Source organism: Roseovarius amoyensis (assembly GCF_003260265.1).
Classification (GTDB): Bacteria; Pseudomonadota; Alphaproteobacteria; order Rhodobacterales; family Rhodobacteraceae; genus Roseovarius; species Roseovarius amoyensis.
This window is the reverse complement of record NZ_QITQ01000007.1, coordinates 63,968-89,920: the sequence shown is the minus strand read 5'-3', so window position 1 is coordinate 89,920 and position 25,953 is coordinate 63,968. Positions and strand designations below refer to the sequence as shown.

Annotated in this window: 25 protein-coding genes; 9 read left to right on the top strand and 16 right to left on the bottom strand. The window is 63.2% G+C overall.

The window, feature by feature from the left end; genetic code table 11:
- Window positions 1–2 precede the first annotated feature (2 nt).
- Genes DL899_RS08295 through DL899_RS08285 form a run of 3 tightly spaced genes read right to left on the bottom strand, consistent with a single transcriptional unit; the run spans window position 3 to window position 2,021 of the window.
- Window positions 3–803: a metal ABC transporter permease gene (locus tag DL899_RS08295; protein WP_111733878.1), complete on the bottom strand. Its 801-nt coding sequence runs from the start codon at window positions 801–803 to the stop codon at window positions 3–5.
- A complete protein-coding gene (locus DL899_RS08290) occupies window positions 790–1,554 on the bottom strand; it encodes an ATP-binding cassette domain-containing protein (protein WP_111733747.1) in 765 nt (254 codons plus the stop codon). Before DL899_RS08290 ends, DL899_RS08295 begins: the two co-directional genes overlap by 14 nt.
- Window positions 1,551–2,021 (bottom strand): Fur family transcriptional regulator, encoded by a 471-nt coding sequence (locus DL899_RS08285; RefSeq protein ID WP_111733745.1) that lies wholly within the window; start codon window positions 2,019–2,021, stop codon window positions 1,551–1,553. The genes DL899_RS08290 and DL899_RS08285 overlap by 4 nt, the downstream gene beginning before the upstream one ends.
- 131 nt (window positions 2,022–2,152) lie before the next feature.
- Here DL899_RS08285 and DL899_RS08280 point away from each other — a divergent pair, with 131 nt between their 5' ends.
- Complete coding sequence (locus DL899_RS08280; RefSeq protein ID WP_111733743.1) at window positions 2,153–3,145, top strand: zinc ABC transporter substrate-binding protein; 993 nt, start codon at window positions 2,153–2,155, stop codon at window positions 3,143–3,145.
- A gap of 191 nt (window positions 3,146–3,336) precedes the next feature.
- The gene (locus DL899_RS19605; RefSeq protein ID WP_204355274.1) at window positions 3,337–4,971 is read left to right on the top strand and encodes a YecA family protein; all 1,635 of its coding nucleotides are present in this window, start codon (window positions 3,337–3,339) and stop codon (window positions 4,969–4,971) included.
- A 232-nt stretch (window positions 4,972–5,203) separates the two neighbouring features.
- On the opposite strand, the gene phoB is transcribed toward DL899_RS19605, so the two are convergent.
- From phoB to DL899_RS08215, 12 genes are all read right to left on the bottom strand, one after another.
- On the bottom strand, window positions 5,204–5,896 hold the full coding sequence (phoB, locus tag DL899_RS08270) for a phosphate regulon transcriptional regulator PhoB (protein ID WP_111733741.1): 693 nt from the start codon (window positions 5,894–5,896) through the stop codon (window positions 5,204–5,206).
- Window positions 5,897–5,903: 7 nt separating this feature from the next.
- Window positions 5,904–6,620, bottom strand: a complete 717-nt coding sequence (gene phoU / locus DL899_RS08265; protein ID WP_111733740.1) for a phosphate signaling complex protein PhoU — start codon at window positions 6,618–6,620, stop codon at window positions 5,904–5,906.
- A gap of 9 nt (window positions 6,621–6,629) precedes the next feature.
- Window positions 6,630–7,427: a phosphate ABC transporter ATP-binding protein PstB gene (gene pstB, locus DL899_RS08260; protein ID WP_111733738.1), complete on the bottom strand. Its 798-nt coding sequence runs from the start codon at window positions 7,425–7,427 to the stop codon at window positions 6,630–6,632.
- Window positions 7,428–7,451: 24 nt separating this feature from the next.
- Window positions 7,452–8,747 carry a phosphate ABC transporter permease PstA gene (gene pstA, locus DL899_RS08255; protein ID WP_111733736.1) on the bottom strand — a complete coding sequence of 432 codons (1,296 nt, stop codon included), beginning with the start codon at window positions 8,745–8,747 and terminating at the stop codon, window positions 7,452–7,454.
- Between the two features lie 10 nt (window positions 8,748–8,757).
- Window positions 8,758–10,134: a phosphate ABC transporter permease subunit PstC gene (gene pstC, locus DL899_RS08250; RefSeq protein WP_111733734.1), complete on the bottom strand. Its 1,377-nt coding sequence runs from the start codon at window positions 10,132–10,134 to the stop codon at window positions 8,758–8,760.
- A gap of 76 nt (window positions 10,135–10,210) precedes the next feature.
- Entirely contained in the window at window positions 10,211–11,248 is a 1,038-nt protein-coding gene (locus DL899_RS08245; RefSeq protein ID WP_111733732.1) for a substrate-binding domain-containing protein, read from the bottom strand.
- 121 nt (window positions 11,249–11,369) lie between these two features.
- Window positions 11,370–12,389 carry an ATP-binding protein gene (locus tag DL899_RS08240; protein WP_111733730.1) on the bottom strand — a complete coding sequence of 340 codons (1,020 nt, stop codon included), beginning with the start codon at window positions 12,387–12,389 and terminating at the stop codon, window positions 11,370–11,372.
- Window positions 12,390–12,621: 232 nt separating this feature from the next.
- Window positions 12,622–13,950 (bottom strand): type III glutamate--ammonia ligase, encoded by a 1,329-nt coding sequence (gene glnT, locus DL899_RS08235; protein WP_111733728.1) that lies wholly within the window; start codon window positions 13,948–13,950, stop codon window positions 12,622–12,624.
- A gap of 47 nt (window positions 13,951–13,997) precedes the next feature.
- Window positions 13,998–15,341 (bottom strand): FMN-binding glutamate synthase family protein, encoded by a 1,344-nt coding sequence (locus DL899_RS08230; RefSeq protein ID WP_111733726.1) that lies wholly within the window; start codon window positions 15,339–15,341, stop codon window positions 13,998–14,000.
- An 11-nt stretch (window positions 15,342–15,352) separates the two neighbouring features.
- Complete coding sequence (locus DL899_RS08225) at window positions 15,353–16,030, bottom strand: GXGXG domain-containing protein (protein ID WP_111733724.1); 678 nt, start codon at window positions 16,028–16,030, stop codon at window positions 15,353–15,355.
- A 1-nt stretch (window position 16,031) separates the two neighbouring features.
- Window positions 16,032–16,925, bottom strand: coding sequence for a class II glutamine amidotransferase (locus DL899_RS08220; RefSeq protein WP_111733722.1), 894 nt, complete (start codon window positions 16,923–16,925; stop codon window positions 16,032–16,034).
- Window positions 16,926–17,040: 115 nt separating this feature from the next.
- Complete coding sequence (locus tag DL899_RS08215) at window positions 17,041–17,679, bottom strand: helix-turn-helix domain-containing protein (protein WP_204355281.1); 639 nt, start codon at window positions 17,677–17,679, stop codon at window positions 17,041–17,043.
- Between the two features lie 336 nt (window positions 17,680–18,015).
- Here DL899_RS08215 and DL899_RS08210 point away from each other — a divergent pair, with 336 nt between their 5' ends.
- From DL899_RS08210 to DL899_RS19360, 4 genes are all read left to right on the top strand, one after another.
- Window positions 18,016–18,234: a hypothetical protein gene (locus DL899_RS08210; RefSeq protein ID WP_111733720.1), complete on the top strand. Its 219-nt coding sequence runs from the start codon at window positions 18,016–18,018 to the stop codon at window positions 18,232–18,234.
- Window positions 18,235–18,429: 195 nt separating this feature from the next.
- Entirely contained in the window at window positions 18,430–19,362 is a 933-nt protein-coding gene (locus DL899_RS08205) for a sulfurtransferase (protein ID WP_111733718.1), read from the top strand.
- Window positions 19,362–20,495, top strand: coding sequence for a YeeE/YedE thiosulfate transporter family protein (locus tag DL899_RS08200; protein WP_111733716.1), 1,134 nt, complete (start codon window positions 19,362–19,364; stop codon window positions 20,493–20,495). Before DL899_RS08205 ends, DL899_RS08200 begins: the two co-directional genes overlap by 1 nt.
- Window positions 20,492–20,656: a hypothetical protein gene (locus tag DL899_RS19360; RefSeq protein ID WP_162685527.1), complete on the top strand. Its 165-nt coding sequence runs from the start codon at window positions 20,492–20,494 to the stop codon at window positions 20,654–20,656. Before DL899_RS08200 ends, DL899_RS19360 begins: the two co-directional genes overlap by 4 nt.
- A 111-nt stretch (window positions 20,657–20,767) precedes the next feature.
- On the opposite strand, the gene DL899_RS08195 is transcribed toward DL899_RS19360, so the two are convergent.
- A complete protein-coding gene (locus DL899_RS08195) occupies window positions 20,768–21,862 on the bottom strand; it encodes a cache domain-containing protein (protein ID WP_111733714.1) in 1,095 nt (364 codons plus the stop codon).
- 437 nt (window positions 21,863–22,299) lie between these two features.
- Between DL899_RS08195 and DL899_RS08190 the strand changes: the two genes are divergently transcribed.
- From DL899_RS08190 to DL899_RS08180, 3 genes are read left to right on the top strand one after another with little or no spacing between them, the layout of a single operon-like run.
- Window positions 22,300–23,247, top strand: coding sequence for an HlyD family secretion protein (locus DL899_RS08190; RefSeq protein WP_162685530.1), 948 nt, complete (start codon window positions 22,300–22,302; stop codon window positions 23,245–23,247).
- Window positions 23,247–25,265, top strand: coding sequence for a glycosyltransferase (locus DL899_RS08185; protein ID WP_111733710.1), 2,019 nt, complete (start codon window positions 23,247–23,249; stop codon window positions 25,263–25,265). Before DL899_RS08190 ends, DL899_RS08185 begins: the two co-directional genes overlap by 1 nt.
- Entirely contained in the window at window positions 25,249–25,827 is a 579-nt protein-coding gene (locus DL899_RS08180; RefSeq protein ID WP_111733708.1) for a hypothetical protein, read from the top strand. Before DL899_RS08185 ends, DL899_RS08180 begins: the two co-directional genes overlap by 17 nt.
- Window positions 25,828–25,953 lie beyond the last annotated feature (126 nt).

Below are 25,953 nucleotides of genomic sequence, written 5' to 3'. Positions count from 1 at the left end.
GGTCAGCCGCGCCGTGGCAATAAGCCAAGCACGGTCGAGACCGTGAAGAACAGCGCGGCGACACACACAATCGTGGGTCCTGCCGGTGTGTCGGCAAGATAGGCCAGTCGCAACCCGCCCAGGGCCGACAATGCGCCGATTGCCGCTGCGGCCACTGCCATGCGTTCGGGCGTGGTGGCAAAGGGGCGGGATGCGGCGGCCGGAATGATCAGCATCGCGGTGATCAAGAGCGCGCCCACCACCTTGATTGCCACCGCCACGACAACCGCCAGCGCCAGTGTCAGGACCAGGCGTTCACGCCTCGGGTCGATGCCGGCGGCGCAGGCCAACTCGTCGCTCAGCGTCGAGGTCAGCAGCGCATTCCAGCGCCAGGCCAGCAGGCCCAGCACCATTGCCGCTCCGCCCCAGATCACCACCAGGTCGATACGTCCCACTGCCAGGATGTCACCAAAGAGATAGGCCATCAGGTCGATCCGCACCCCCTGCACGAATGACACCGCCACCAGGCCAAAGGCCAGTGCCGAATGTGCCAGAACGCCCAGAAGCGTGTCCATCGCCAGACCGCGGCCCGACAGCAATGCAACCACCCAGGCCATTGCCAGCGCAACTGCCAGTGTGCCGGTGAAGATCGACAGCGAAAAGGCCAGCGACAGTGCCACGCCCAAAATCGCGGCATGGGCGGTGGCGTCACCGAAATAGGCCATGCGGCGCCACACGACGAAGGCACCCAGCGGCCCAGCGGCCAGCCCCACGCCGACCCCGGCCAGCGCGGCGCGGACAAGGAAATCGTCAAGCACAGCCATCATCATGGGTATGTTCCTTTGGGCTGTGGTCGTGGGCGTGGTCATGTTCATGCCGGTAGAGCGCCAGCGCCCCGCCGGTGCCGGTGCCGAAAAGCGCACGGTATTCGGGGGCCGAGGCCACGTGCTCCGGCGCGCCCTCGCAACAGACATGACCGTTGAGACAGATCACCCGGTCAGAGGCGGCCATGACGACGTGCAATTCGTGGCTGACCATCAGCACCGCGCACCCATAGCGGCGGCGCACATCGGCGATGAGGCGGTAGAACGCGGCAGAGCCGGGCTGGTCGAGGCCCTGTGTAGGTTCGTCCAGCAGCAGCAGGTCGGGCTTGCCCAGCAGGGCGCGGGCCAGCAGCACGCGCTGGAACTGCCCGCCGGACAGGTCCGACATCTGCCGTGTGCGCAGATCGCCGGCGCCGGCCTCGTCCAGCGCCTCGCGCGCAGCGGCATCGGTGACGCGCTTGGGCAGGCCCAGAAAGCGGCGCACCGTCAGCGGCAGGGTAGGGTCGATATGCAGCCGCTGCGGCGCATATCCCAGCCGCAGGCCGGGCTTGTGCCGGACCGATCCCGCCGAGGGGCGGATCGCGCCGATGATTGCACGCAGCAGCGTCGATTTCCCCGACCCGTTGGGCCCGACAATGGTGACGATCTCGCCCGGCGAAATGGCGAAATCGACACCGCGCAGCACGCGCTGGCGGCCAAGGGTCACGTCGAGCCCCGACAGCGTGACCAAGGGGGTGGCAGGCGCGTTCATGCAGCTTTGGCGCAGCGCGGGCAAAGGCCCATCGCCTCGATCACCACGCGCTCGACGGTAAAGCCCTCGGCGCGGGCGGCGGCGGCGATGGCGGCGCGGCCCGGCCCGGCCTCTGCCTCGGCCACGGCGCTGCATTCCCGGCAGATCAGGAAGGCGGGGGTATGGTCGGCCCCGGCATGGGCGCAGGCGACAAAGGCGTTCAGACGCTCGATCTTGTGGGCGAACCCGTGCGCGACAAGGAAATCCAGCGCCCTATAGGCCACCGGTGGTTGCGAGCCAAAGCCCTCGTCCCGCAACTGGTCGAGGATCTCATAGGCACCCTTTGCCCGGTGGTTTTCCAGCAGGATTTCCAGCACCCGGCGGCGCACCGGCGTGAATTGCAGCTTTTCGGCGCGGCAATGGGCATCGGCGGCCGCGACGGCGGTCTGGATGCAGGCGGTGTGATCATGTGAATGGAAACCCAGCATGGGCGGCCCTCCGATCCCTGAGGCGATGTACGTAACCGTGAGGTCGTGCAGCGTCAATCGGCCTCTTGATATGTTATAATGTAACAGGTATCAACCCTCCGGAAACGACACCCCACGGAAAGGAACTCCCGATGCAGATACGCGCCTCAGTTCGCGCTGCCTCTCTCTGGCTGGCCCTGGCGCCGGCCGCCGCGATGGCCGACGCACCCAGTGTTGCCACGGATATTGCCCCGATACATTCGCTTGCCGCCAAGGTGATGGAAGGGGTGGGCACGCCCGAGCTGATCCTGCCGCCGGGCGCCTCGCCGCACGGGTATTCGCTGCGCCCCAGCGAGGCGGCGGCGCTGGACCGGGCCGATGTGGTGTTCGTGCAGGGCGGGGGGCTGACGCCCTGGCTGGACGGCGCGATAGAGACGCTGGCAGCGGATGCCCGCGTGGTGGAACTGATCGAGGTGCCGGGAACCACCCGCCTGGAGTACCGCGAAGGTGCGGTTTTCGCCCAGTTGGAGGATGATCACGACCATGACCACGAGGATGAGCATGGTCACGAAGAAGCGCACGACCATGACGACCATGACCACGATGACGGCCATGATGACCACGCGCATGACCATTCGGGGCTCGATCCCCATGCCTGGCTCGACCCCGAGAATGCCAGGGTCTGGGTGCGCGCCATGGCAGAGGTTCTGGCCGAGGCCGACCCGGCCAATGCCGACCTCTACCGCGCCAACGCCGAAAGGGCACAGGATGAAATCGGCGCGGCCGCGATCCGCGTGGCGCATTTCATCGCCCCGCTGCGCGAACAGCGTTTCGTGGTCTTTCACGACGCCTACCAGTATTTCGAAAACCGTTTCGGCCTGCATGCGTTCGGCTCCATAGCGGAAGGCGATGCCAGCGACCCGGGGCCGGGGCGGCTGGCCGAACTGCGCGACGCGCTGGCCGATAGCGGTGTTACCTGCGTTCTGGCAGAACCCCAGTTCGACCCCGGCCTGATCGAGGCAGTGACCGCCGGCGGCACCAATTCGGGGGTGATCGACCCGATGGGCGCCGATATCCCCCCGGGGCCGGATTTCTATATCCAGCTGATCAACCATGTCGCCGGGGCGATCGGCGAATGTCTCTGAGGTCTGCCTGACAGGGCACGGCAGGGGCGCGGGCAAGGTCCGCGCCCCTTTTCGTTTGTGGTGCAGTGCGTGGTTGAGCGCCTTGCGGGCGTGACGTCAGGTTCAATAACGGATCCTGGTTGGAAAGTTACTGCCAGTTGTGAAAGACTAACTTCACAGCACTTGAGGCGCACACTGCGAAGGCGGACAACTTGACAAAGATCGGTCGAAACCAACCTTGCCCGTGTGGAAGCGGACGAAAATACAAGCGCTGCTGCGGTCGGTATCGCCCGGAGGAACAACTAACGCCCCCCAAGATTCCTGCCGCCCTAATCAATAAAGCCAAAGCGGACGAACGGATACGCCAGAACCAGCAAGGATTGGGCAAACCGATAATTGCGGCAAAGCACAAAGACCATCAGTTCGTTGCCGTCAAGAACCGCCTCCACTTCTCAAAGGGTTGGAAGACGTTTCCCGACTTCTTGATGTTCTACATAAAGGAAGTACTGGGCTCGGAGTGGGGCAATTCGGAAATTGCAAAGCCCGAAAGCGAGCGTCACCAAATTATTCAATGGTACCAGAGCTTTTGCCTGTACCAGAAGGAATCCAACGTTCCGGACGGGAAAGTGCGCAGCACTGAAGTGAACGGGCTTGTAACCTGTTATCTTGGATTGGCGTACAACCTCTACCTACTGGCGCACAACGTCGAACTGCAGGCGCTTATGGTTGTCAGACTAAAGGATCGGTCGAACTTCCAAGGTGCTTTCTATGAACTCATGGTTGCCGGAGCACTCATTCGGGCTGGTTATGAACTAATCCTGGAAGACGAGACAGACCGGAAAACAAAGCACTGCGAGTTCGCAGCGATCCACAAGGCCAGCGGCAAGCGCTATTCCGTCGAGGCCAAGATGCGGTCAGTCAATGGGTTACTTGGGAAAACCGAAAAAGACGGCGGTACCGATCAAAAACCACTAGGCAAGATTATAACTCACCTTCATGGAGCCCTCAAGAAACCGTCTGAAGCAGAGCGACTTGTTTTTATCGATATTAACGCTCCTATGGATGCCAACATTAGTGAAGAGAACCGTCCAGAAATTCTGGACGCTGCAACCAAGAAAATAATCGACTGCGAAAGAAACCCGCAGGCTCCCAAAGCTGAAGCCTTTGTTTTTATAACAAACATTGCGATGCACCGGCATCTATACGAGCGTCCCGTATTTGCCGCGTCCCCTATTGGATTTAGGATCGCAGACTTTAACAGACCTGGACATTACAGTTTCGCTGAGAAGTATGCACTGGACCAAAAATATCAGCGGCTTTTCGACATCGCGGACGCCCTTGGAAAAATCGGCAGTTTTCCGTCGACCTTTGACGGCTCCTTGCCCTCGGACAACACGCCGGGTGAGCCAGAACGGTTGCAGATTGGCCAGACATATAACTTCACGGATGAGATCGCCGGAGGTTTGATCGGAACTGTCCGATCCGCTGTAGTCATGGAAAGCACCAAGACAGCGCACATCGTCGTCAACACGCCGGATGGACAAGGACACATACTTACTGAGCAACTGAGCGATGCCGCATTCGCGGACTATTTGGAAAACAAGGAAGCCTATTTCGGCGAAATACAGAACGTCAGCAAGACATTAAAGACACCATACGAATTCTTCTGCCGAATGATGGAGATCTATGCCGATTACGACCGAACCCAACTCGCGATTCAAGTCAGTATGAAACCAGACGATGCTCGCATAGCAGGTATGTCAGATCAACAACTGAGAGAACACATCTGCGAACAAATGGCGCTTCAAATTGCTAACAAACAGACCTCTGCACTCGATGCTGAATAAGCGGTATCTATGCAAAAGCCACCGGATTGCACTCAATGCCCTGCTGCGCACACAGAGCACCTACATTTGAATTCTTGAAATCACGAGAGCTGACTTTCGCCATTGCGCGGAAACTTGGAAATTTGGCCTCAAAGCGGCCATTGCTATTCGAGCCCCCGAAACACTCACCCGCACGACGAAATGCAAAGGGCCGGGCGCAATGTCCGCGCCCTTTTTCGCGGCAAGGGCCGGTTCAGCCCAGGGCGTAACCGGCGCCGCGTACGGTGCGCAGGGGATCGTCGCCGCCATGGTGGCACAGGGCCTTGCGCAGGCGGCCGATATGCACATCGACGGTGCGGGTCTCGACATGGATGTCGCGGCCCCAGACCCGGTCAAGCAATTGTTCGCGGCTCAGCACCCGGCCGGGCCTTTCCATCAGCGTGGCCAGCAGGCGGAACTCGGTCGGGCCGAGCGACAGTTCCTTGCCCGAGCGGGTGACGCGGTGGGTTTCCGCGTCCAGGCGGATATCGTCGTATTCCAGCACCACGCCGACGGTCGAGGGGCGCGCGCGCCGCAGGTTGGCGCGGATGCGGGCCAGCAGCTCGGCCACGGAATAGGGTTTGGTCACATAATCGTCGGCGCCGGTTTCCAGCCCGCGGATGCGGTCGGGTTCCTCTGACCGGGCCGAAAGCATGATCACCGGGATCTGCCGGGTCTTGGGGCGGGCCTTGAGCCGGCGGCAGACCTCTATCCCCGACAGGTTGGGCATCATCCAATCCAGCACAATCAGGTCCGGCGGGTCCTCTGCCACCAGCAGCATCGCTTCTTCGCCGTCGCGGGCCTCGTTCACGCGATAGCCCTCGGTGGCGAGGTTGTAGGCGATCATCCCGCGCTGGGCGGCCTCGTCATCGACCAGCAGGATAAGGGGGCTGTTTGCGGCGACCATGGGCGGGCTAGTCCTCGGCGTCCGCCGTCAGGGCGGTGTTGTCGACCTTGGGGCGGTCGCTGTCGGGCAACTCGCCGGTGGCCAGATAGATCACCTGTTCGGCAATGTTGGTGACATGATCGCCCATCCGTTCGGTGTTCTTGGCGATGAAATGCAGGTGCATGCAGCTGGTGATGTTGCGCGGGTCCTCCATCATGAAGGTCAGAAACTCGCGGAAAAGAGCATTATACATCTGATCGACATCGGTGTCGCGCGCCACCACCTCGGCCGCCAGGTCGGCGTTGCGCTGCACGAAGGCATCCAGCGCGTCCTTGAGCATGCGCTGCACCTCGCGCGCCATGCGTCGCACCGCGGCCGGGGCGCCCTCGATCTGCTGCATCTGCGACAGGACGGTGGTGCGCTTGGCCATGTTCTTGGCATAGTCGCCGATACGTTCGAGGTTGGCGGCGATCTTCATCACCGTCAGGATGATGCGCAGGTCCACGGCGATGGGCTGGCGCATGGCGATGATGCGCGCGGCCTCTTCGTTGATGTGTTCCTCCAGCCCGTCGATGGCGCGGTCGTCCGCGCGCACCTGTTTGGCCAGTTCCTCGTCACGCATCTCCAGCGCGGTGGCGGCCTTGAGGATCGCATCCTCGACCAGCCCGCCCATTTTCATGATCTGCGCCTGCAGCCCTTCCAGGTCCCGGTCGAAGGCCGAGGCGATATGTTCATCCTGCTTCATGTCCGCTCCTTAGCCGATCCGGCCGGTGATATAGCTTTCCGTGCGTTCGTCCTGCGGGTTGGTGAAGATCTGCCCCGTCTCGCCGAATTCCACCAGGTTGCCGAGGTGAAAGAACGCCGTTTTCTGGCTGACGCGCGCGGCCTGCTGCATCGAGTGGGTGACGATCACCAGCGAATAGTTCTTGCGCAGCTCGTCCATCAGTTCCTCGACCTGGCTGGTGGCGATCGGGTCCAGCGCCGAGCACGGCTCGTCCATCAGCAGGACCTCGGGTTCGGTGGCCACGGCACGGGCGATGCACAGCCGCTGCTGCTGGCCGCCCGACAGCCCGGTGCCCGGCTCGTTGAGCCGGTCCTTGACCTCGTCCCAGATGGCGCCGCGGCGCAGGGCGCGTTCGACGATTTCGTCCAGATCGGCCTTGTTGCGGGCCAGACCGTGAATTTTCGGCCCGTAGGCGACGTTGTCATAGATGGATTTCGGAAACGGGTTCGGTTTCTGGAACACCATGCCAACCTTGGCGCGCAGCTGCACCGGGTCCACCCGCTTGTCATAGATGTCCTGGCCGTCCAGGCGGATATCGCCCTCGACCCGGCAGATGTCGATGGTGTCGTTCATCCGGTTGAGACAGCGCAGAAAGGTCGACTTGCCACAGCCTGAGGGGCCGATAAAGGCGGTCACGGTCTTGTCCTCGATGTCGACGCTCACATCCTTGATGGCGTGCGTGTCCCCGTAATGGACCTGCACGTTGCGGGCGGAGAACTTGATACTGTTCTGGGTCACGGTTTTCTCCGAAATGGACGTGTCGTACATGAGGTTGGTCTCCCGGGTCATCTGTTACCACGACCGCTCGAACTTGTTGCGCAGATAGATCGCGATACCGTTCATCATCACCAGAAAGCCCAGCAACACCAGGATCGCCGCCGAGGTGCGCGAGACAAAACCGCGTTCGGGGCTGTCGGCCCAGATGAAGATCTGGGTGGGCAGGGCGGTGGCGCTGTCCAGCGGGGTGCCGGGGGCCGAGGTGATAAAGGCGTTCATCCCGATCAGCAGCAGCGGCGCGGTTTCGCCCAGCGCCTGCGCCAGACCGATGATGGTGCCGGTCATGACGCCCGGCATTGCCAGCGGCAGGACATGGCCGAACACCACCTGGTGTCTGGACGCGCCCACGCCAAGCGCGGCCTCGCGGATCGAGGGCGGCACCGCCTTCAGCGCGGCGCGGGTGGAGATGATGATCGTCGGCATGGTCATCAGCGCCAGCGTCATCCCCCCCACCAGCGGCGCTGAACGCGGCAGCCCGAACCAGCCCAGAAACACCGCCAGCGCCAGCAGGCCGAACACGACCGATGGCACGGCGGCGAGGTTGTTGATGTTGACCTCGATGATGTCGCTCATGCGGTTTTTGGGCGCGAACTCTTCCAGATAGATCGCCGCTCCGATGCCGACGGGAAACGAGATAGCGAAGCAGACCAGCAGCGCCCAGAACGACCCCACCAATGCGCCCTTGAGCCCGGCAAGTTCGGGAAAGCGCGAGTCGGCGTTGGTCAGCAGGCCCCAGTTGATCGGCTCCGATATCATCCCGCGCTCGGCCAGCGTGTCGAACCATGCGATCTGGCGGTCATCGACCCGGCGCTGCGCCTGGGGTGTTTCGCGCTTGATCAGGTCCTTTTGCAGCTGGTCAAAGGGGTCCGATACCGGCACCGTCAGCGTGACCGTCTGCCCGATCAGGCCGGGGTCGGCCACGATCATGTCGCGCAGCCGGAACTGGGCGCCGTTGGAATAGACCCCGGTCAGCGCGCGCAGATCCTTGCGGCCCGCCTCGGCCATGTCGGGGAATTCCTTGATCAGCGCCGCGGCCAGCACGTCGCGGAAGCCCCCGCGCGGCAGCTTGTCGACGGATATTTCCTGCGGGTCGACAAAGACCTCGACCGTCAGGTGGGTCTGGGTCACCGCCTTGTAGCCGGTCGAGACCAGCGAGGCGACCAGGATGAAGAGCATCAGCCCGGCAAAGGAAATCGCGCCCAGCCCGAGGCCCTGCAGGATTACCTGTTTGCGTTTGCGCTGGCGCAGCCGGGCGCGCAGGCGTGCATCGGTCGCCAGGGCGCCGGAGGGGGAGGCGGTCATATCGGTCATGTCAGTGGCCTCAGTCATAGGCTTCGCGGTATTTGCGCACGATGCGGATGGCGAAGATGTTGATGATCAGCGTGACGATGAACAGCATCATCCCCAGCGCAAAGGCGGCCAGCGTCTTGGGGTTGTCGAATGACGTGTCACCGATCAGCAGAGTGACGATCTGCACCGTCACCGTGGTCACGCTGTCCAGCGGGTTGAGTGTCATCTTGGCGATCAGCCCGGCGGCCATCACCACGATCATGGTTTCCCCGATGGCGCGGCTGACGGCCAGCAGGACACCGCCAACGATGCCGGGAATGGCGGCCGGAAACAGCACCGTGGTCACCATCTCGGCGCGCGTTGCGCCCAGCCCGAGCGCCCCGTCGCTGAGCGTCCTGGGAACGGCAGACAGGGCGTCATCGGTAAAGGAGGAAATGAACGGGATCAGCATGATCCCCATCACCCCGCCTGCCGCCAGCGCTGTATTGGGGGCGACGTCGATGCCGATCTGGGCGCCAAAGGCGCGGATCGCCGGCGCCACCGTCAGCACGGCGAAGAAGCCGTAGACCACCGTCGGCACACCGGCGAGGATTTCCAGTGCAGGCTTGACCACGGCGCGCAGGCGGCAGGGCGCGAATTCGTTCAGATAGATCGCCGACATCAGCCCGACCGGCACCGCGATGAACAACGCAACCGCGGTGATGACCAGCGTGCCCAGGATCACCGGCAGCCAGCCAAAGGCGCCTTCGGCTGCGACCTGGTCTTCGCGCAGGGGGATCTGCGGCTCCCAGTTGGTGCCGAACAGGAACTCGGAAACCGAAACCTTGTCGAAGAACTTTAAGGTTTCGAACAGCAGCGAGGCGACGATGCCGATGGTGACAAAGACTGCCGTCGTGGCGCAAAAGATCATCAGCCCCGAAACGATATGCTCCACCCCGTGGCGGGCGCGAAACTCGGCGGAAACCTTGCTGCGCGACAGGAACATCAGCCCCAGCCCGAGGGCCACCACGGCGATCAGCATCGCCCGGGACGAGAGGGTGTAGAGGCGGGTCAGCCGCTCGGCTGCGGCGATCTTCCACTCTTCGGGCTCGCCGAAGATGGTGCCGCGCGCGATCGACTTGATCTCGGCCATGACGAGTTGCTGTTCGCCGGTGCCGAGGCCGTCATATTCGCCCGCCGGCAGCCCGCCGGCCACGATCCATTCAATGACCGGCCCCTGTAGCAGCAGCCAAAGCAGGATGACGACGAAAACCGGGATGAATGAGACCAGAAAGGCGTACATCCCGTGGAAATAGCCCAGCGAATGCAGCCTGTTCCCGCCCTTGCGGATCGCATTCACGGCCGTGATGTTCCAGACGTAGCCGATGATCGAGATCGCGAAGAGCGCGAGAAAGGCAATGCTGGTCATGGGGCGCGCCTGAATTCGAAATGTGGGGGTGGGCCGCCCGGCCGCAGGGGCCGGGCGGTATCGGACCAGGGGCCTGTCAGGCCTTCGGTTCCATGTTGTCGCCGCCGATCACGGCGTCTTGTGTTTTGGAGCGCACATCGTCGGGCAGGGTGACCATGCCGCGCTCTTCGAGGTAGCCACCGGGCGCCATGGCGTCTTCGGACATGTACTCCTCGACGAACTCCTGCAGGTTCGGGATCACGCCGCGATGCGCGTTCTTGACGTAGAAATAGAGCGGCCGCGAGATCGGATAGGAGAAATCGCCGATGGTTTCGGCCGAGGGTTCGACGCCGTTGATCAGCACCGGCTTGAGGGTATCGGCGTTCTCATACAGGAATGAATAGCCAAAGATGCCCACCGCGTGCGCGTCGGCCTGCAGGCGCTGAACGATCAGGTTGTCGTTCTCGCCGGCTTCGACAAAGGGGCCGTCCTGGCGCATGCGCGAGCAGTTTTCCTTGACCCATTTCTTGTCGGCGCCCTGCGCCTTGACCCATTCGTTGGCCTTGCAGCCGGCATGCATCGCCAGCTCGACAAAGGCGTCGCGCGTGCCGGAGGTCGGCGGCGGGCCATAGGCGAGGATGTCCAGGTCGGGCAGGCTGGGGTCGATGTCCGACCATTTCTGATAGGGGTTGTCGACCAGCCCGTCGGGGCCGGGAACCTGTGCGGCCAGCGCCAGGTAGACCTGTTCAAGCGTCAGGTCCCATTCCAGGTCGGAGTCGCGCGAAACGGCGATGGACAGGCCGTCATAGCCGATCATCGCCTCGGTGATGTCGGTCACGCCGTTCGACTGGCACAGCTCGTATTCCGATGCTTTCATCGCGCGCGATGCGCCGGTCAGGTCGGGGTGATCCTCGCCGATGCCGGCGCAGAAGATCTTCATGCCGCCGCCGGTGCCGGTCGATTCGACGATGGGCGAGGGGGCGCCGGTGTTGTTGGCGAACTGTTCGGAAACCGCCTGGGTATAGGGGAACACGGTCGACGAGCCGACAATGCGGATCTCGTCGCGCGCGGCGGCGGCGGTGGCGGAAACCGCCAGGATGGCGATGGCAGAGGCCGTGAGTTTCGTGCGGGACATGGACTTCTCCTGTTACTTTGCAGCAGGCCATCGCAAGAATGGCCTCGGCGCCGAACTAGGCTCGCGCGGCTATGCTTTTGTGACAGGTGTGTAACGGTTTGATGACATCGACCCGGAAAGTTCAGGCCCTAGGCAGAAAAACCGAAAAACAGGACCCCTTGCCGCGCTCGCTGGTCATTTCCAGCCGGCCGCGGTGACGGTTGAGGATGTGCTTGACGATGGCCAGCCCCAGCCCGGTGCCGCCCTTTTCGCGCGAACGGTGGTCATCGACGCGGTAGAACCGTTCGGTCAGACGCGGCAGGTGGCGCGCGCCGATCCCTTCGCCCCGGTCGATCACGTCGATGCGGATGCGGGCGTCGTCGCCGGGGGGATGGATCACCACCGTTACCTTGCCGCCCGAAGCCCCGTACTTGATCGCGTTCTCGATCAGGTTCTGGAACACCTGCGTCAACTGGTCGGCATCGCCCGGGACGGGCAGGGTGGTATCGCCGCCGGTGACCTCGATCACGACATCAGCCTCCTGTGCGACCGGGGCGAGGGTGGCCGTGACCGCATTGATCAGCGCCGACACGTCCACCGATGCGGCCGGGCGCTGGCGTTCCTGGGCCTCGACCCGCGAAAGCGACAGCAGGTTGTCCACCAGCCGGTTCATCCGCCCGGCCTCCTGCTCCATGATGGTCAGAAAACGGTCGCGCGCGGCGGGGTCATCCCGGGCCGCGCCCTTGAGGGTCTCGATAAAACCGATCAGCGTGGTGAGCGGCGTGCGCAGCTCATGCGTGACATTGGCGACGAAATCGCGGCGAAAGCGGGTGACGAGCTCTCGTTCGGTGATGTCCTGAAAGGCGCACAGCACCCCGCCATTGCCGTGCATGGGTGTCACCGTGACAAGATATGTCACCTCGTGCGAGGGGCCGAGGATGACATGACGCGCCTGCCCGCCGACGCGGTCGCGCAGCGCCGTCTCGATGGCCGACAGCAGGGCCGGCTGGCGCAGGGCGATGGCGTGATGCCGGCCGACCTGGGCCGCGCCGATGATGTCATCGGCGGCGGTGTTGGCGGCAAGGATGCGGTCATCCTCGCCGATCAGGATCAGCGGCAGCGGCACAGCGCCGAGCATCCCGTCAAGCCAGTCCCTGTCCATCCCGACCCCCCGCATGCGTGGTTTCCCCGAGATGAAACGACCCGCCCCGGCGAAATGCCCCTGACATATGCCCGATCGGGTCGGCCAAGGTCCAGCGGGGAAAGGGGGCTATCGACCGTTCATCAGGCGGCCCATGCCCAAGGCCTGACCATGGGCAGGTTCAGGTTCAAGGCGCACATCCGCGCCCGGGGGCGATGCAGCCCCTGGCGTTGTCGCGGGTCCGTCCAGCCGGTCAGATGTCCAGCGTGTGTTCCTTTTCCCACCGGGAAAAGTGCGACACGAAAGAATCCCACTCCTGCATCTTGAGCTTGAGAAAGGCGTCGGAAAATTCCTTTCCCATCAGCCCCCTGAGCACCTTGTCCTTGTCATAGGCGCGCAGCGCGTCGAGCAGGTTGAGCGGCAGCTTGGGCGCGCCTTTCACCTTGTGGCCGTCCTTGTACATGTCGATATCCCAGCGTTTGCCAGGGTCGGCCTTGGTGCGCACACCGTCAATACCTGCCGCGATGATCACGGCCTGCATCAGATAGGGGTTGGCGGCCCCGTCGGGCAGGCGCAGCTCGAACCGGCCCGGGCCCGGGACGCGCACCATGTGGGTGCGGTTGTTGCCCGTCCAGGTGATCGAGTTGGGCGCCCAAGTCGCGCCCGAGGTGGTGCGCGGCGCGTTGATGCGCTTGTAGGAATTGACCGTGGGGTTGGTGATCGCGGTCATCGCGCTGCCGTGCCTCATGATCCCGCCGAGGAAGTGCCGGCCCTCGTCGGACAGGCCCAGCTCCTTTGATGTGTCGGCAAAGACGTTGGTCTTTCCGTCGCTGTCCCAGACCGAGATATGGGCGTGACACCCGTTGCCGGTCAGCCCCTCGATGGGCTTGGGCATGAAGGTCGCGCGCAGCCCGTGCTTTTCGGCGATCGACTTGGTCATGAACTTGAAGAACGAATGCCTGTCGGCGGTGATCAGCACGTCGTCAAAGCTCCAGTTCATCTCGAACTGGCCGTTCGCGTCCTCGTGGTCGTTCTGGTAAGGCTCCCAGCCGAGCTGCAGCATGTAGTCGCAGATTTCGGCCACCACGTCATAGCGGCGCATGATTGCCTGCTGGTCATAGCAGGGCTTGGCCGCGACATCGTAGACGTCCGCGATCTTTTCGCCGTCCGGGGTCAGCAGAAAGAACTCGGCCTCGATGCCGGTCTTGACGTGCATGCCGAGTTCGGCCGCCTCGTCGATCAGCCGCCGCAGCACGTTGCGCGGCGCCTGCGCGACGGGCTCGCCCTCCATCACGCAGTTGGCGGGGACCCAGGCGACGTCTGGTTTCCAGGACAGCTGGATGGCCGAACGCGGGTCGGGCACGCCCAGCATGTCTGGGTGGGCCGGGGTCAGGTCCAGCCAGGTGGCAAAGCCCGCGAAGCCGGCGCCTTCGGCCTGCATCTCGGCAATCGCCTGCGTTGGAACCAGCTTGGCGCGTTGGCCGCCAAAGAGATCCGTGTAGGAGATCATGAAATACTTGACGCCCCGCTCGGCCGCCCATGTTGCGAGGTCCTGGGCCCTTTCACCAGGTGGAATTGTCATATCCAGGGTCATTGCGTCACTTTCTCTCCCTGCTGGTTTTATTGTTTTCAGTACCCGCCGCGTCCGGGGATCCAGTCGGTGCCCGCCAGCGGCACACCGGCCATTGCGGCAGCCTCGACCGTCAGCGCGCACAGATCCTCGGGTTCGAGGTTGTGCACGTGGTTGTGGCCGCAGGCCCGCGCGATGGTCTGGGTTTCGAGCGTCAGGACCGACAGGTAGTTGTGCAGCCGCCGCCCACCCGCGATCGGGTCGAGCCGCTTCATCAGATCTGGGTCCTGGGTGGTGATGCCGGCGGGGTCCTGGCCTTCGTGCCAGTCGTCATAGGCGCCGGCGGTGGTGCCGAGCTTTTGATATTCCTCTTCCAGCGCCGGGTCGTTGTCGCCCAGGGCCACCAGCGCCGCGGTGCCGATCGACACCGCATCCGCGCCCAGCGCCAGCGCCTTGGCCACATCGGCCCCGGTGCGGATGCCGCCCGACACGATCAGTTGCACCTTACGGTGCATGCCCATGTCCTGCAGCGCCTGCACGGCGGGGCGGATGCAGGCCAGGGTCGGCTGGCCGATATGTTCGATGAATACCTCCTGGGTGGCGGCGGTCCCGCCCTGCATGCCGTCCAGCACCACGACATCGGCGCCTGCCTTGACCGCAAGCGTCGTGTCGTAATAGGGCCGGGCGCCGCCGATCTTGACGTAGATCGGTTTTTCCCAGTCGGTGATCTCGCGGAGCTCCAGCAGCTTGATTTCCAGGTCGTCGGGGCCGGTCCAGTCGGGGTGACGGCAGGCGGACCGCTGGTCGATGCCGACGGGCAGGGTGCGCATCTCGGCCACGCGCTCGGTGATCTTCTGCCCCAGCAGCATGCCGCCGCCGCCGGGCTTGGCCCCCTGGCCGACCACCACCTCGATGGCGTCAGCACGGCGCAGGTCGTCGGGGTTCATGCCATAGCGCGAGGGCAGCACCTGGTAGACCAGCTTTTCGGAATGGCCACGTTCCTCTTCGGTCATGCCGCCGTCGCCGGTGGTGGTCGAGGTGCCGGCCAGCGTGGCACCGCGCCCAAGCGCCTCTTTCGCGTTCGCGGAAAGCGAGCCGAAACTCATCCCGGCGATGGTGACGGGCGTCGTGATGGTGATGGGTTTCTTGGCGAAACGGGTGCCCAGAACGACGGTGGTATCGCATTTTTCCCGGTACCCTTCGAGCGGGTAACGCGAAATCGACGCGCCGAGAAAGAGCAGGTCGTCGAAATGCGGAACCCGCCGTTTGGCGCCGCCGCCGCGAATGTCATAGATGCCGGTGGCCGCGGCGCGCCTGATTTCCGAGTTGACGCTTTCGTTGAACGTCGCCGACTGGCGGGGCGCTGTGCGCGGGATGTTGTTGGTCGAGGCGGCGTCTTTCATCTGATGTCTCCTCAGTACGCCGAAACGTTGTCGACGTGGAAATTGTACAGGGTGCGGGCAGAGCCATAGCGCCTGAAGTCCTCGGGCCTGGCGTCTGCACCGGCGCGTTCCAGCAGGTCGCGCAGGATCTCGATGTGTTCGGGGCGCATTTCCTTTTCGACGCAGTCGGCGCCCAGGCTTTTGACCTCGCCACGCACGAACAGCCGCGCCTCGTAAAGCGAGTCACCCAGCGCGGCGCCGGCATCGCCCAGCACCACAAGGTTGCCGCTCTGTGCCATGAAGGCGGACATGTGACCGATATTGCCGTGCACGACGATGTCGATGCCCTTCATCGAGATGCCGCAGCGCGACGCCGCGTTGCCCTTGATCACCAGCAGGCCGCCACGCCCGGTGGCGCCGGCATACTGGCTGGCGTCGCCCTCGACGATGACGGTGCCCGACATCATGTTTTCTGCCACGCCGGGCCCGGCAGAGCCTTTGACGACAACGGTCGCCTGCTTGTTCATCCCGGCGCAGTAATAGCCGGTCGAGCCGTTCACCACGACCTCGAGCGGGGCATCCAGACCAACGGCAATGGCATGGCTGCCCTTGGGGTTGTCGATTTCCCAGGCTGTCTGGTTGCTGTTGTGCGCGTGCAGCTTGGCGTTCAGATCGCGCAGGCCGCGCGCGGCCAGATCGAATGTCTGCATGTCAATGGTTCCAGAAATAGACGGTTGCGGGTTCAGGTTCCCAGACGCGGGCCGTGTCGATGCCCGGCAGGTTCACCAATGCGCGGTATTCCGAGCCAAAGGCGACATATTGATCGGTCTCGGCCATCACCGCGGGTTTGCAGGCGATCGGGTCGCGCACGACGCCAAACCCGTACTTGGTGCCGACGACGAAGGTAAAGAACCCGTCGAGATCGTTCAGGCTGGCTTCGAGCGCCTCGCCCAGGTTGCTGCCGTTCTGCAGCTTGTTGCTGAGATAGGCCGCCGCGACCTCGGTGTCGTTCTCGGTCTCGAAGGTCATGCCGTCGCGCGCCAGCTGCCGGCGCAGGCTGTTATGGTTGGAAAGGGACCCGTTATGCACCAGACACTGGTCGGCCCCGGTCGAAAAAGGGTGCGCGCCCAGGGTGGTGACGGCCGATTCCGTCGCCATACGGGTGTGGCCGATGCCGTGGCTGCCGCTCATCCCCGGCAGGTCAAACCGCGCCGCAACATCCTTGGGCAGGCCGACCTCCTTATAGATCTCGATCGCCTCACCCGCGCTCATCACCCGGGCGCCGGGGCGCAGCTCGGCCAGCTTTGCGCGCGCCTCTGACAGGCGTTCGGGCGGCAGGCCGAGGACGGCATGGCTATCCTTGACCTGCATGTCCACGTCACAGCCGAGCACCCGGCCGAGTTCGGCATCAAGCGCGGCAAAATCCTGATCGGGATCAGGGGATTGCAGGGTGATCTTGCCCCGCCCGTCATCCGCCCCATAGATCGCGATTCCCGCACTGTCGGGACCGCGGTCGGTCATGGTGACAAGCATATCGGTCAGCATCGCACCCAGCCTGGGTTCGAGCGACCGGTTCTTCAGGAAAAGCCCGACGATACCGCACATGGGATGTCACTCCGATCTTGGATGGTCGACTCGGAGCGTAGCACCGAACTGCGCGGCACTCAACTGGCAAGAAACAAATTTGACCTGTAAGAAAATCAAGAAGGCGGAAACCCGGTCACCTCGCCTGCGGATAAGAGATCACAGACAGATAGCGGGCGGGCAGCTTGTTCAGCTTTTCCGGGCCATGCGGCGCGTCGGCATCGAAAAACAGGCTGTCGCCGGGCTGCATCAGGAACAGCTGGTCACCATGGCGGTATTCGACCTCGCCCTCGAGGAAATAGAGCAGTTCGATCCCGTCATGCTGGAAGGTCGGAAACGTGTCCGATTCCTCGGTCAGGACGATCAGGTAGGGCTCGACCACCACGCCGCTGGCGTTTGAACCGATATGCCCGAGCAAATGGTATTGATGCCCCGACCGCGTGCCCGAGCGTTCGACCTCGGCGGCGCCGCCTGCCTTTACATGCATCACGCCGCGGTTTTCCTCAAAGCTGCGGAAGAACGCCGTCAGAGGCACGCTCAGCGCATGTGCCAGGGTCTGCAGCGTCGTCAGCGACGGCGATGTGACGCCGTTCTCGATCTTGGACAGCATCCCGATGGAAAGACCAGTCCGGGTGGCCAGCTCCGCGACGGTAAAGTTCTGCTGCTGGCGATAGGCGCGCACCTCGCGTCCCAGCGCGATCTCCAGCACCTTTTCGCGGGTGTCGCGGACCTTGTGGGGGTCCTGGGTCAGTTTGGGTTGATCGGCTGCATTCATTGGCATTCCCCCCTCGAAATCGGCGTTACCGGCCCGAACATACGCCGATGAGATCAGCCGCATGAACTGCGGTTTATCGTTGTCTGGCAGATCATGAACGGTGAGCCTGCCGATGTTTCCCGTCATTACACGATCCGTCAACCAAAATGAAATGGGCGTTGATGTCCCAAAGGCAGCAGGTGCGCGAGCCGTCTGAATGCGATCTTTGGAATAACTAATTAAAGTAAACTGGATAAGATGAAAATATGTTGCTGATCGCCGCGATGCTGACCTGGTGTATCTGTTCGGGCCTGTTGCCGTGGAGATATCTCGGTCAAGCCACTGTGCCACCAAATAATGCCGCATGACGTCGCGCGGATGATGGGCACCACGACATGCTGCAGTGGTTCGGGGCTGTTGCTGGCCTGGGTCAGTTACCACCTGACCACGCCCGAACACAGTTTTGTCGGGCGTTACGCCGGCGGATTCATGATCCACGCGATCGCACTGATGGAGGCCTGGCAGCAGCAGGCGCACTGGGCACGGCGTGCCGCTGTGCGTAAAAGATCAAAATAAGAATGATGTTCTCGCGCCGCACCTGACGTCCGTCGAATTTTCCACCAGCCATGGCAGAAACAAGACGCGGTTCGCCCTGTGCACGCCGCACCGGATTCCCGATCTCCGCAACGGGGCCGGGGCGGCGGGCGCACGCCTTGAACGCAGCGTTGATTGGGCCGACCTGTCGCCCAGACGCGCACAAAGGGGGTTCGCATGAAACTCGAGATTTTCGCATTCGCGGCGCTGGTCGGCAGCGCCTTCGGCGTTACCGCATCTGCGGCTGAAACGTTCGGTCCGCTGATCGATCCCGCCACGCTTTCCCAGAAACTGGATAGCAATCCGCCCCTGGTTCTGGACATCCGGGGCGGGGCCTATGACGAGGGGCACATTCCCGGTGCGGTTTCCGCACCCTATGCTGAATTCCGCGGTCCCAAGGACAACCCCGGCCAGCTGATCCCCGAGGACAAGCTGGAGACGCTGCTGCAGGGCCTTGGCGTGACCTTGGATCGGCCCGTCGTCGTGGTGCACCAGGGAAACACCGATACCGATTTCGGCGCCGCCGCGCGGGTGTACTGGACGCTGAAATCCTCGGGCGTGTCGCAGCTTGCCATCCTCAACGGCGGCATGAGCGCCTGGTCGTCGGCTGACCTGCCGGTCGATCTGGCCGTCACCGAACCGACGCCATCGGACATCGACATCACCTTTTCGACCCAGTGGCTGGCCGATACCGAGACGGTTGCCGACGTGGTGGAGGGCCGGCGCGAGGCAGTCCTGATCGATGCACGCCCGGCCGATTTCTATGACGGCAAAAAGGCCCACGGCGCCGCCGCGCGGCCCGGAACGCTGCCAGGTGCGGTGAATGTCAGCCATGCAAGCTTTTTCGGCGACGGCCAAACGGCCATCGACAGCGATACCGCCTCTGCAACCGCGCGCGTGCTTGACCTTGCGCCGGGGCAGGAGGTCGTTTCCTTCTGCAACACCGGGCACTGGGCCGCGACCGACTGGTTCGCCCTGTCCGAGCTGGCCGGGATCGAGAACGTGAAGCTCTACCCCGAATCCATGGTCGAGTATTCCAAGACCGATCACGAGATGGCCAACACGCCCGGTCTGCTGCAGAACCTGATCAACCAGGTGCGGGCCGACTGATGACCGTGACGGTCGAAGCGCGCGACAGGCGCGGGGCTGGGCGCGTGTTCCGGCGCGGCGGCCTGATCGCCGCCGGGCTGGCGGCGGTTGGTGCGGTCGCCGTCCTGGCCGGGGCGCGCTATGGGCTGATGCTGGCCATCGGCCTAGGCATCGGTGTCGCGCTCGAAGGGCTGCGGTTCGGCTTTGCCGGGCCGTGGCGCGCGATGATCCTGCGGCGAGAGCCGGCAGGCATCCTTGCACAGTTGCTGGCCATCGCGCTGGTGGCCGTCGTTGCCCTGCCGCTGCTGCAAAGCCATTCCGACGAGCTGGTCGGCGCGGTCGCGCCGATAGGCTGGGCGATGGTCGGCGGGGCGTTTATCTTTGGCGCGGCGATGCAGGTGGTGCTGGGCTGCGGGTCGGGCACGCTGGTCAACGCGGGCAGCGGCAACCCCGTGGGACTGGTGGCGTTGCCCTTCTTCGCCATCGGCAGCTTTTTCGGGGCCTATCACCTGCTGTGGTGGACAGATATTGGCACGCTGCCGATCATGGTGCTGGAGGGTGCCAGCGGTCTGGCAATCACACTTGTCCTGTTGGCGGCGGTTGCGGCATTCCTGCTGTGGCGCGCGGCGCCGGGCGCGTGGCGGATACCGCCACGGCTGATCGCGGCGGCGTTGATCGTCGCCGCGCTGGCCATCGGCAATCTGCTGGTCGCGGGCCAACCCTGGGGCGTGGTCTATGGCCTGGGCCTGTGGGTGGCCAAGGGCGCTGTCGCCGCGGGGGCTGATCTGTCGGGGTCGGGGTTCTGGTCCGCGCCGGGCAATGCCGGGCGGCTGGGGGAAAGCATCCTGACGGATTACACGTCGCTGACGAATTTCGGCCTGATCGCGGGGGCCTTCGTGGTTGCCTCCTGGCGCGAGGGCGGGTTGTCCGCGCCGCTGCCGCGCCTGCCGGCAAGGGCCTGGGTGGCGACGGTGGTGGCGGGGCTGCTGCTGGGCTATTCGTCGCGGCTGGCCTTTGGCTGCAACGTCGGGGCGTTCTTTTCCGGCATCTCGACGGGCAGCCTGCATGGCTGGGCCTGGTTCGCGGCGGCCTTTGCCGGGTCGTGGGTCGGCGTCGGCCTCAGGCCGCGTCTGGGGCTGGAGACACGCACATGACCCGCCGTTTTACCGCATCGGTTGCGATGGTGCTGCTGCTGGCGCTGATTGGCTTCGACATGGGGCTGACGCAGCCCAACCCCTATGCCGCGCCGCCGCTGCTGGCCCTGGGTTCTGGTCTCGCGCAGAGCGGCGGTTTCTGCGCCGCGCTGCCCGACTAGGGCGCGGGAGAGGGCGACCAGACAACACCCCGCCCGGCGGCACGTCGGGCGGGGCGCAGCAGACCAGATCACAACAAGCACACTCTCGCTGTGAACGGGGGCATTCGTGCCTTAGTAGTAACGGCTCTGGATACGGCTCAGTGCCTGCGAAAGCTGTTCGCTTTCTCGGCTGGAGTGGTACTCCTCCGGATAGGGCTCCTTGCCCTCGGCAATCTGGTGCGCGATGTCCGTCAGGCGTTCCAGCGGACGTATGAAATGCCGCGTGAACAATATCAAAAAGACGCTCAGGATGCCGAACAGGCTCAGCAGGCTGATCCACATCGCAACAGACAGCTCGGTCGCGTCGTTTCCAAAAGATGCCGGGGGAACATGCACGACGACGGACAGGCCGGTCGGCGGCGCATTGCCGACGGTGAGTTCCGGCGCCACCGCATAGATGTTTCTTGCGCCGTTTGCATCCTCGACGATCTGGGCGGAACCAATATTAAGCGACAGGGAACCGAGACTGGCCGGTGTGAGATCCACCCGCGCTTTCTGGTCCGCTCCGAAGATGGAACGGCCGCGCCGGTCGACCATATGGGCGAGCAGGTCGAGGTCATCGGCGGCGGCGCGCACATATTCCTTCAGCCAACTCGCCTTGAGGCTATAAACATAGACGCCGGTAATCTCGCCGTCTCGGGACTTGACCGGCACCGAGATGTTGAGCACATCCCGCCGCTCACTGCCCTCTTCTGCGAAGGAAGATGTCAGTGCCCCGAAGAAGGGACCTCGAAGGCCCTGTCGGTACCAGTTCGCGTCTGAGACGAGAGTGCCTTCCCCGAGGCCGTTCGATCCGACGCGGATCGTTCCTGAAAGGTCGGCCAGTCCCGCCCAGGCGACACGCCCGCCAGCGACGGTCGCGGCGTCGGCAAAGGCGCGAATCTCGTCGTCGTCCTTGTCTGCAATCTGTCCTGCGACAGCTTGAAGACTTTCCCATTCACGTTCGAGCGCGCGTGACACCGCGAGCCGCAGCGCCCTTACGCCGCGGATGGCGTGACTGGACTCCACACGGGTCTCGAAGTCGCGCGCGTGCTGGTGAATCGGCCACCAGATCGTGAGCATCCCGAGCAGGCCGCATATCATGGCAAAGCCGACAATGGACGTCGCAAGGCGGGGAGCATTTAGTTGTTTGGAACCGCGCACTGTTCTGATCTCCGCAGAAGTCATTTTGACGAGCGCCCCTTCATTCTCCTCGCTACCGAAGAATAGTGGCTAATTCTGGCGATTGTATGGTGACTTTCAAAATCCCCTTGGCTGCTCGCTGGCCCGTGGGGCGTTCAGGCCACGAATGACCGGATAATTTTTCTCGGCCATACTATCGCCAATTTGGTAATGTTAGCCTTACTTATATATACCTATGGTTGTGAGGGGCTGCATTGCGGTATTTGCGTCTGTTTATCGGCATTTTTCTTTTTTTCGGGGCGCTATACGTCATCGTCGTGGAACAGATGACGGGCGCCAGTTCGAATGCATTCGTCAACGCACCGCTTTCAACAGTGCGCGCCCCGGTTGCGGGGGATGTGTCGTTGCCGGTGCGGGCGCCCGGGGCCGTAATCACCAAAGGCACGACGCTTTTCGCGATCGAGGATGTCAGGGCGGACCAGATGCGCCTGGATGACTTGCGCCTTGAAAGGGATCTTCTGACCGCCGATCTCCAGCGGCTCGAAGCCCAAAGCGACGCGCTGCAAGATGGCCTGAACTGGCTTGAGAAAACGGCCAGGAATTACGGCGTTGCGCGCACGCACGAGCTAGAATTGCTGGCGGGCGGCATAGATTTGGATTCTGAGACGTCGCCAGGATCGGGACAGTTTCCTGCGGGAACAGGCACCGGTACGGTTGACGAGGACAAGCTGACACCGGACGAAAACGACCCGGGGCGCGATCCGGAACTGTTCAACGAATTTCCGGACGACGGCTTCACCGATGTAAGGGCGCTGCAACTGGAGGCCGCGCGACACGCCATCTACCTTGACGATTCCGGGGGCGCGGCCTGGAACATGGCACTGCGGTATCGCGAAGCTGAGACATCGCTCGCGCTTGTCGAGGCGGATATTGCCCGCGCCCGGACACAACTGGATGCCTATGACACCCGGATCGAGCGGGAACTTTCGCGCCTCGTCGAGCTGCGCGGTGACACACTCTTGTCGCCGGTGAACGGTGTTCTGTGGCAGGAACTGACGGCCAACGGCGTCAACGTCCAGCGCGGCGATCCCGTTGTGCGCCTGGTCGACTGCGACTCGGTGCTCGTCACGCTTTCGGTGTCCGAGACGATTTTCAATTCGCTTTCCACCGGCGACGAGGCGACCTTTCGCCCGCTTGGGGGCGACGGGGTGATGCACGGTACGGTGGCCCGCCTGGCTGGTGCTGGCGCGGCCTCGGTCTATGAGAACCTGGCCGTGGCCCCGAGCAAGGAGCACCTGGAACGGTATGACGTCGCGCTTGTCGTTCCGGAATTGAGAGCGGATCCGGCTGGTGGTTGCAGCATCGGCAGAACGGGCCGGGTCTTCTTTGATGAACGTCCGCTCGATATCTTTTGGAAGTTCTGGGAGTAATGCTGCCGAACGTCTACCTGGGCGACGTGGGGTCGAGCCTGATGCATCTGGTGCCGATCTTCGGCGCGGCATTGATCCTTCCGCATGTCGTCGACCGGAACGATACACATCACCGTGTCTTTCTGTTCGTGATCGCGATCATTTTCGCGGTCAGATATGCGTGGTGGCGTGCGACCGAAACGATTGCCCCGGTGGGCTGGACGGTGGATTTCATCGGAAGCGGGCTGTTGCTTGGTCTCGAACTCATGGCAATCATCAGCTCTATCAGCGCCTTCGTCATCCTGATGCGTCATCGTGACCGGAGCCCCGATGCCGACCGTCACGCCGGATGGTGGGGAGAGACCCCGCCAAGCGTCGCGCTGCTCATCACCACTTACAACGAAGAACTCGAAGTGCTTGAGCGCACCATCATTGGCGCCAAGGTTCTGCGCCACCCGGAAAAAGAGGTCATTGTTCTCGACGACGGACGTCGCGACTGGCTGCGGGACTATTGCGAGGGGCAAGGCGTTACCTACATACGACGGCCCGACAACAAGCATGCGAAGGCCGGCAACATAAACCATGCGCTTCAGATTCTTTGGGGGCGCGACGTCCCGCCGGATTACGTTGCCGTGCTGGATGCCGATTTCGTGCCTCACCGCGGGTTCCTGTCGCGTACGCTGGCGCTCTTTCACGATCCGACGCTGGGTCTCGTCCAGACGCCACAACACTTCTTCAACGCCGACCCGATCCAGCACAACCTCGGTATTAGCCGCTCCTACCCGGATGAGCAGCGCTTTTTCTTTGACGACATGCAGCCCTCGCGCGATGGCTGGGGCGTGGCCTTCTGCTGTGGAACTTCCTCGATAATGCGCCTGGATGCGCTGAAGGATATCGGTGGATTTCCCACCGACAGCGTGACCGAGGATTACATGATCACGCTCTGCCTGCAGAACGCCGGCTGGCACACCGCCTACCTGAATGAGCCGCTGACCGAAGGCCTCGCACCGGAGGGGTTGAAGGAGTACGTCACGCAACGCTCGCGTTGGTGCCTGGGCATGATGCAGATCGCGCGCAGCAATCTGGGCCCGTTCCGCAATAACGGGCTGCGCGTGCGCGACCGCTGGAGCGTCATCGACGCCAGCCTGTACTGGATCACGACGTTTCCTTTCCGCATCGCGGCAATGGTGTTCCCATTGCTCTACTGGTACGGCAATGTCACCGTGGTGGATGCCACCCCGTCCGATGTCATCACTTTCTTCGGGTGCTTCTTCTTCTGGAACCTGATGTCCATCAACCTGCTGTCCCGAGGCAACGTGGTGCCGATCCTGACCGATGTCAGCCAGTTGCTTGGTGCCCTGCCCATCACCCGCGCGGCGTTCGTCGGCCTGGTGCAGCCGAAGGGCCACCCTTTCAGCGTGACCGCCAAGGGCGGGGACCGCAGCCGGATCGTCGTGCAATGGCGTATGCTTGCACCCTTTGCCATTCTGCTCGCACTCACCATTGTCGGTCTTCTGCTGGGCATCGTGACCGACCGTTTCGCATTCAATGACGCAGGAGAAGGCAAGTGGGTCATCCTGTTCTGGACGATCTACAACATGATCGTGCTGACGCTGACGATCCTTGCCTGTGTCGAGCTGCCGCGGCGCGAACGCCATGTCGCCGACACCCCCGAGCGCGTCACCTTTACCGCCGGCGACCAGGTACAGCGCATGTGGATCACCAGCCTGACACAGGACACCGCCCGACTGCGGGGCGGCCATTTCGATATCGGCACCTATGGCACGGTCGACTTGCCGGACGTGGGTGAGCTGCCTGTCTTCGTGCTGGCAGAAACGCCCGACGGCATGCGCGTGGAGCTGCTGCCGAACGAAGAACAACGCGACGCCCTGTTCATGCGCTTTTATACCGAAGACAATGCGCCCGGTATCAGCGTCGTGAACACCTGGGGTATGCTGAGCGACATGGCGCGGCGAATCTCGCTGATCAGTCGGGACAGATCGCGGAACAAGGGGGCACGACTTGACCGCAGGGACTAAGCTCTTTCAACGCGCTGCATGGGCGCTGCCGGTCGTTCTGATAGCCGCGACAGCGCAGGCCGATGGGGAATTCTACCAACTGGACCTCGGCGAAGACACCACCACGGCCGTGGTTTCCGTCGAACGTGGCCGCATGTCTTACGGCATAGTGTTCAGCGATTATACCGGGCCGGAGGATCTCAACCTGATGGTCAGCTACAAGTTTTCCCTAGGGACACCGATCACCTTCCGTGCCGGTCCGGCCATCCAGCTTGAGGGGCTCGATAGGCTCAAGGGTGGGATACGGCTCGTGGCCGAGCATTACCAGCCGACGAGTTTCGGCAGCATCTACCTGCTGGGGGAGGCAACGACTATTGATCGTGGTTACTTTACCCTGGCGGCGATCAGCTTCAACAAGCCGGATGTGACATTCGAGTTCAGCTATCTCGGCGATGATGACGGCTTTCGCGACAAGGTTGCGACTGTCGCCTTTGGCATCCCGAACACCAAGGCGAGTTTCCGGGCCGGCTACAAGTTCGATTCCGAGGAAAGCTTTGTGGGGATTTCCATCAACACTTTCTGAGGGGCAAGTTTGAAAAAGCCGCGCAGAACGTAGTCAAGGCAGTGCGACGGAAACGGCAGGGGATATCTCTTCAACCTCTGCCGTGCCGGGGGCGGGGTTGCACACAGGCACGGGCGGTCTTGGCCT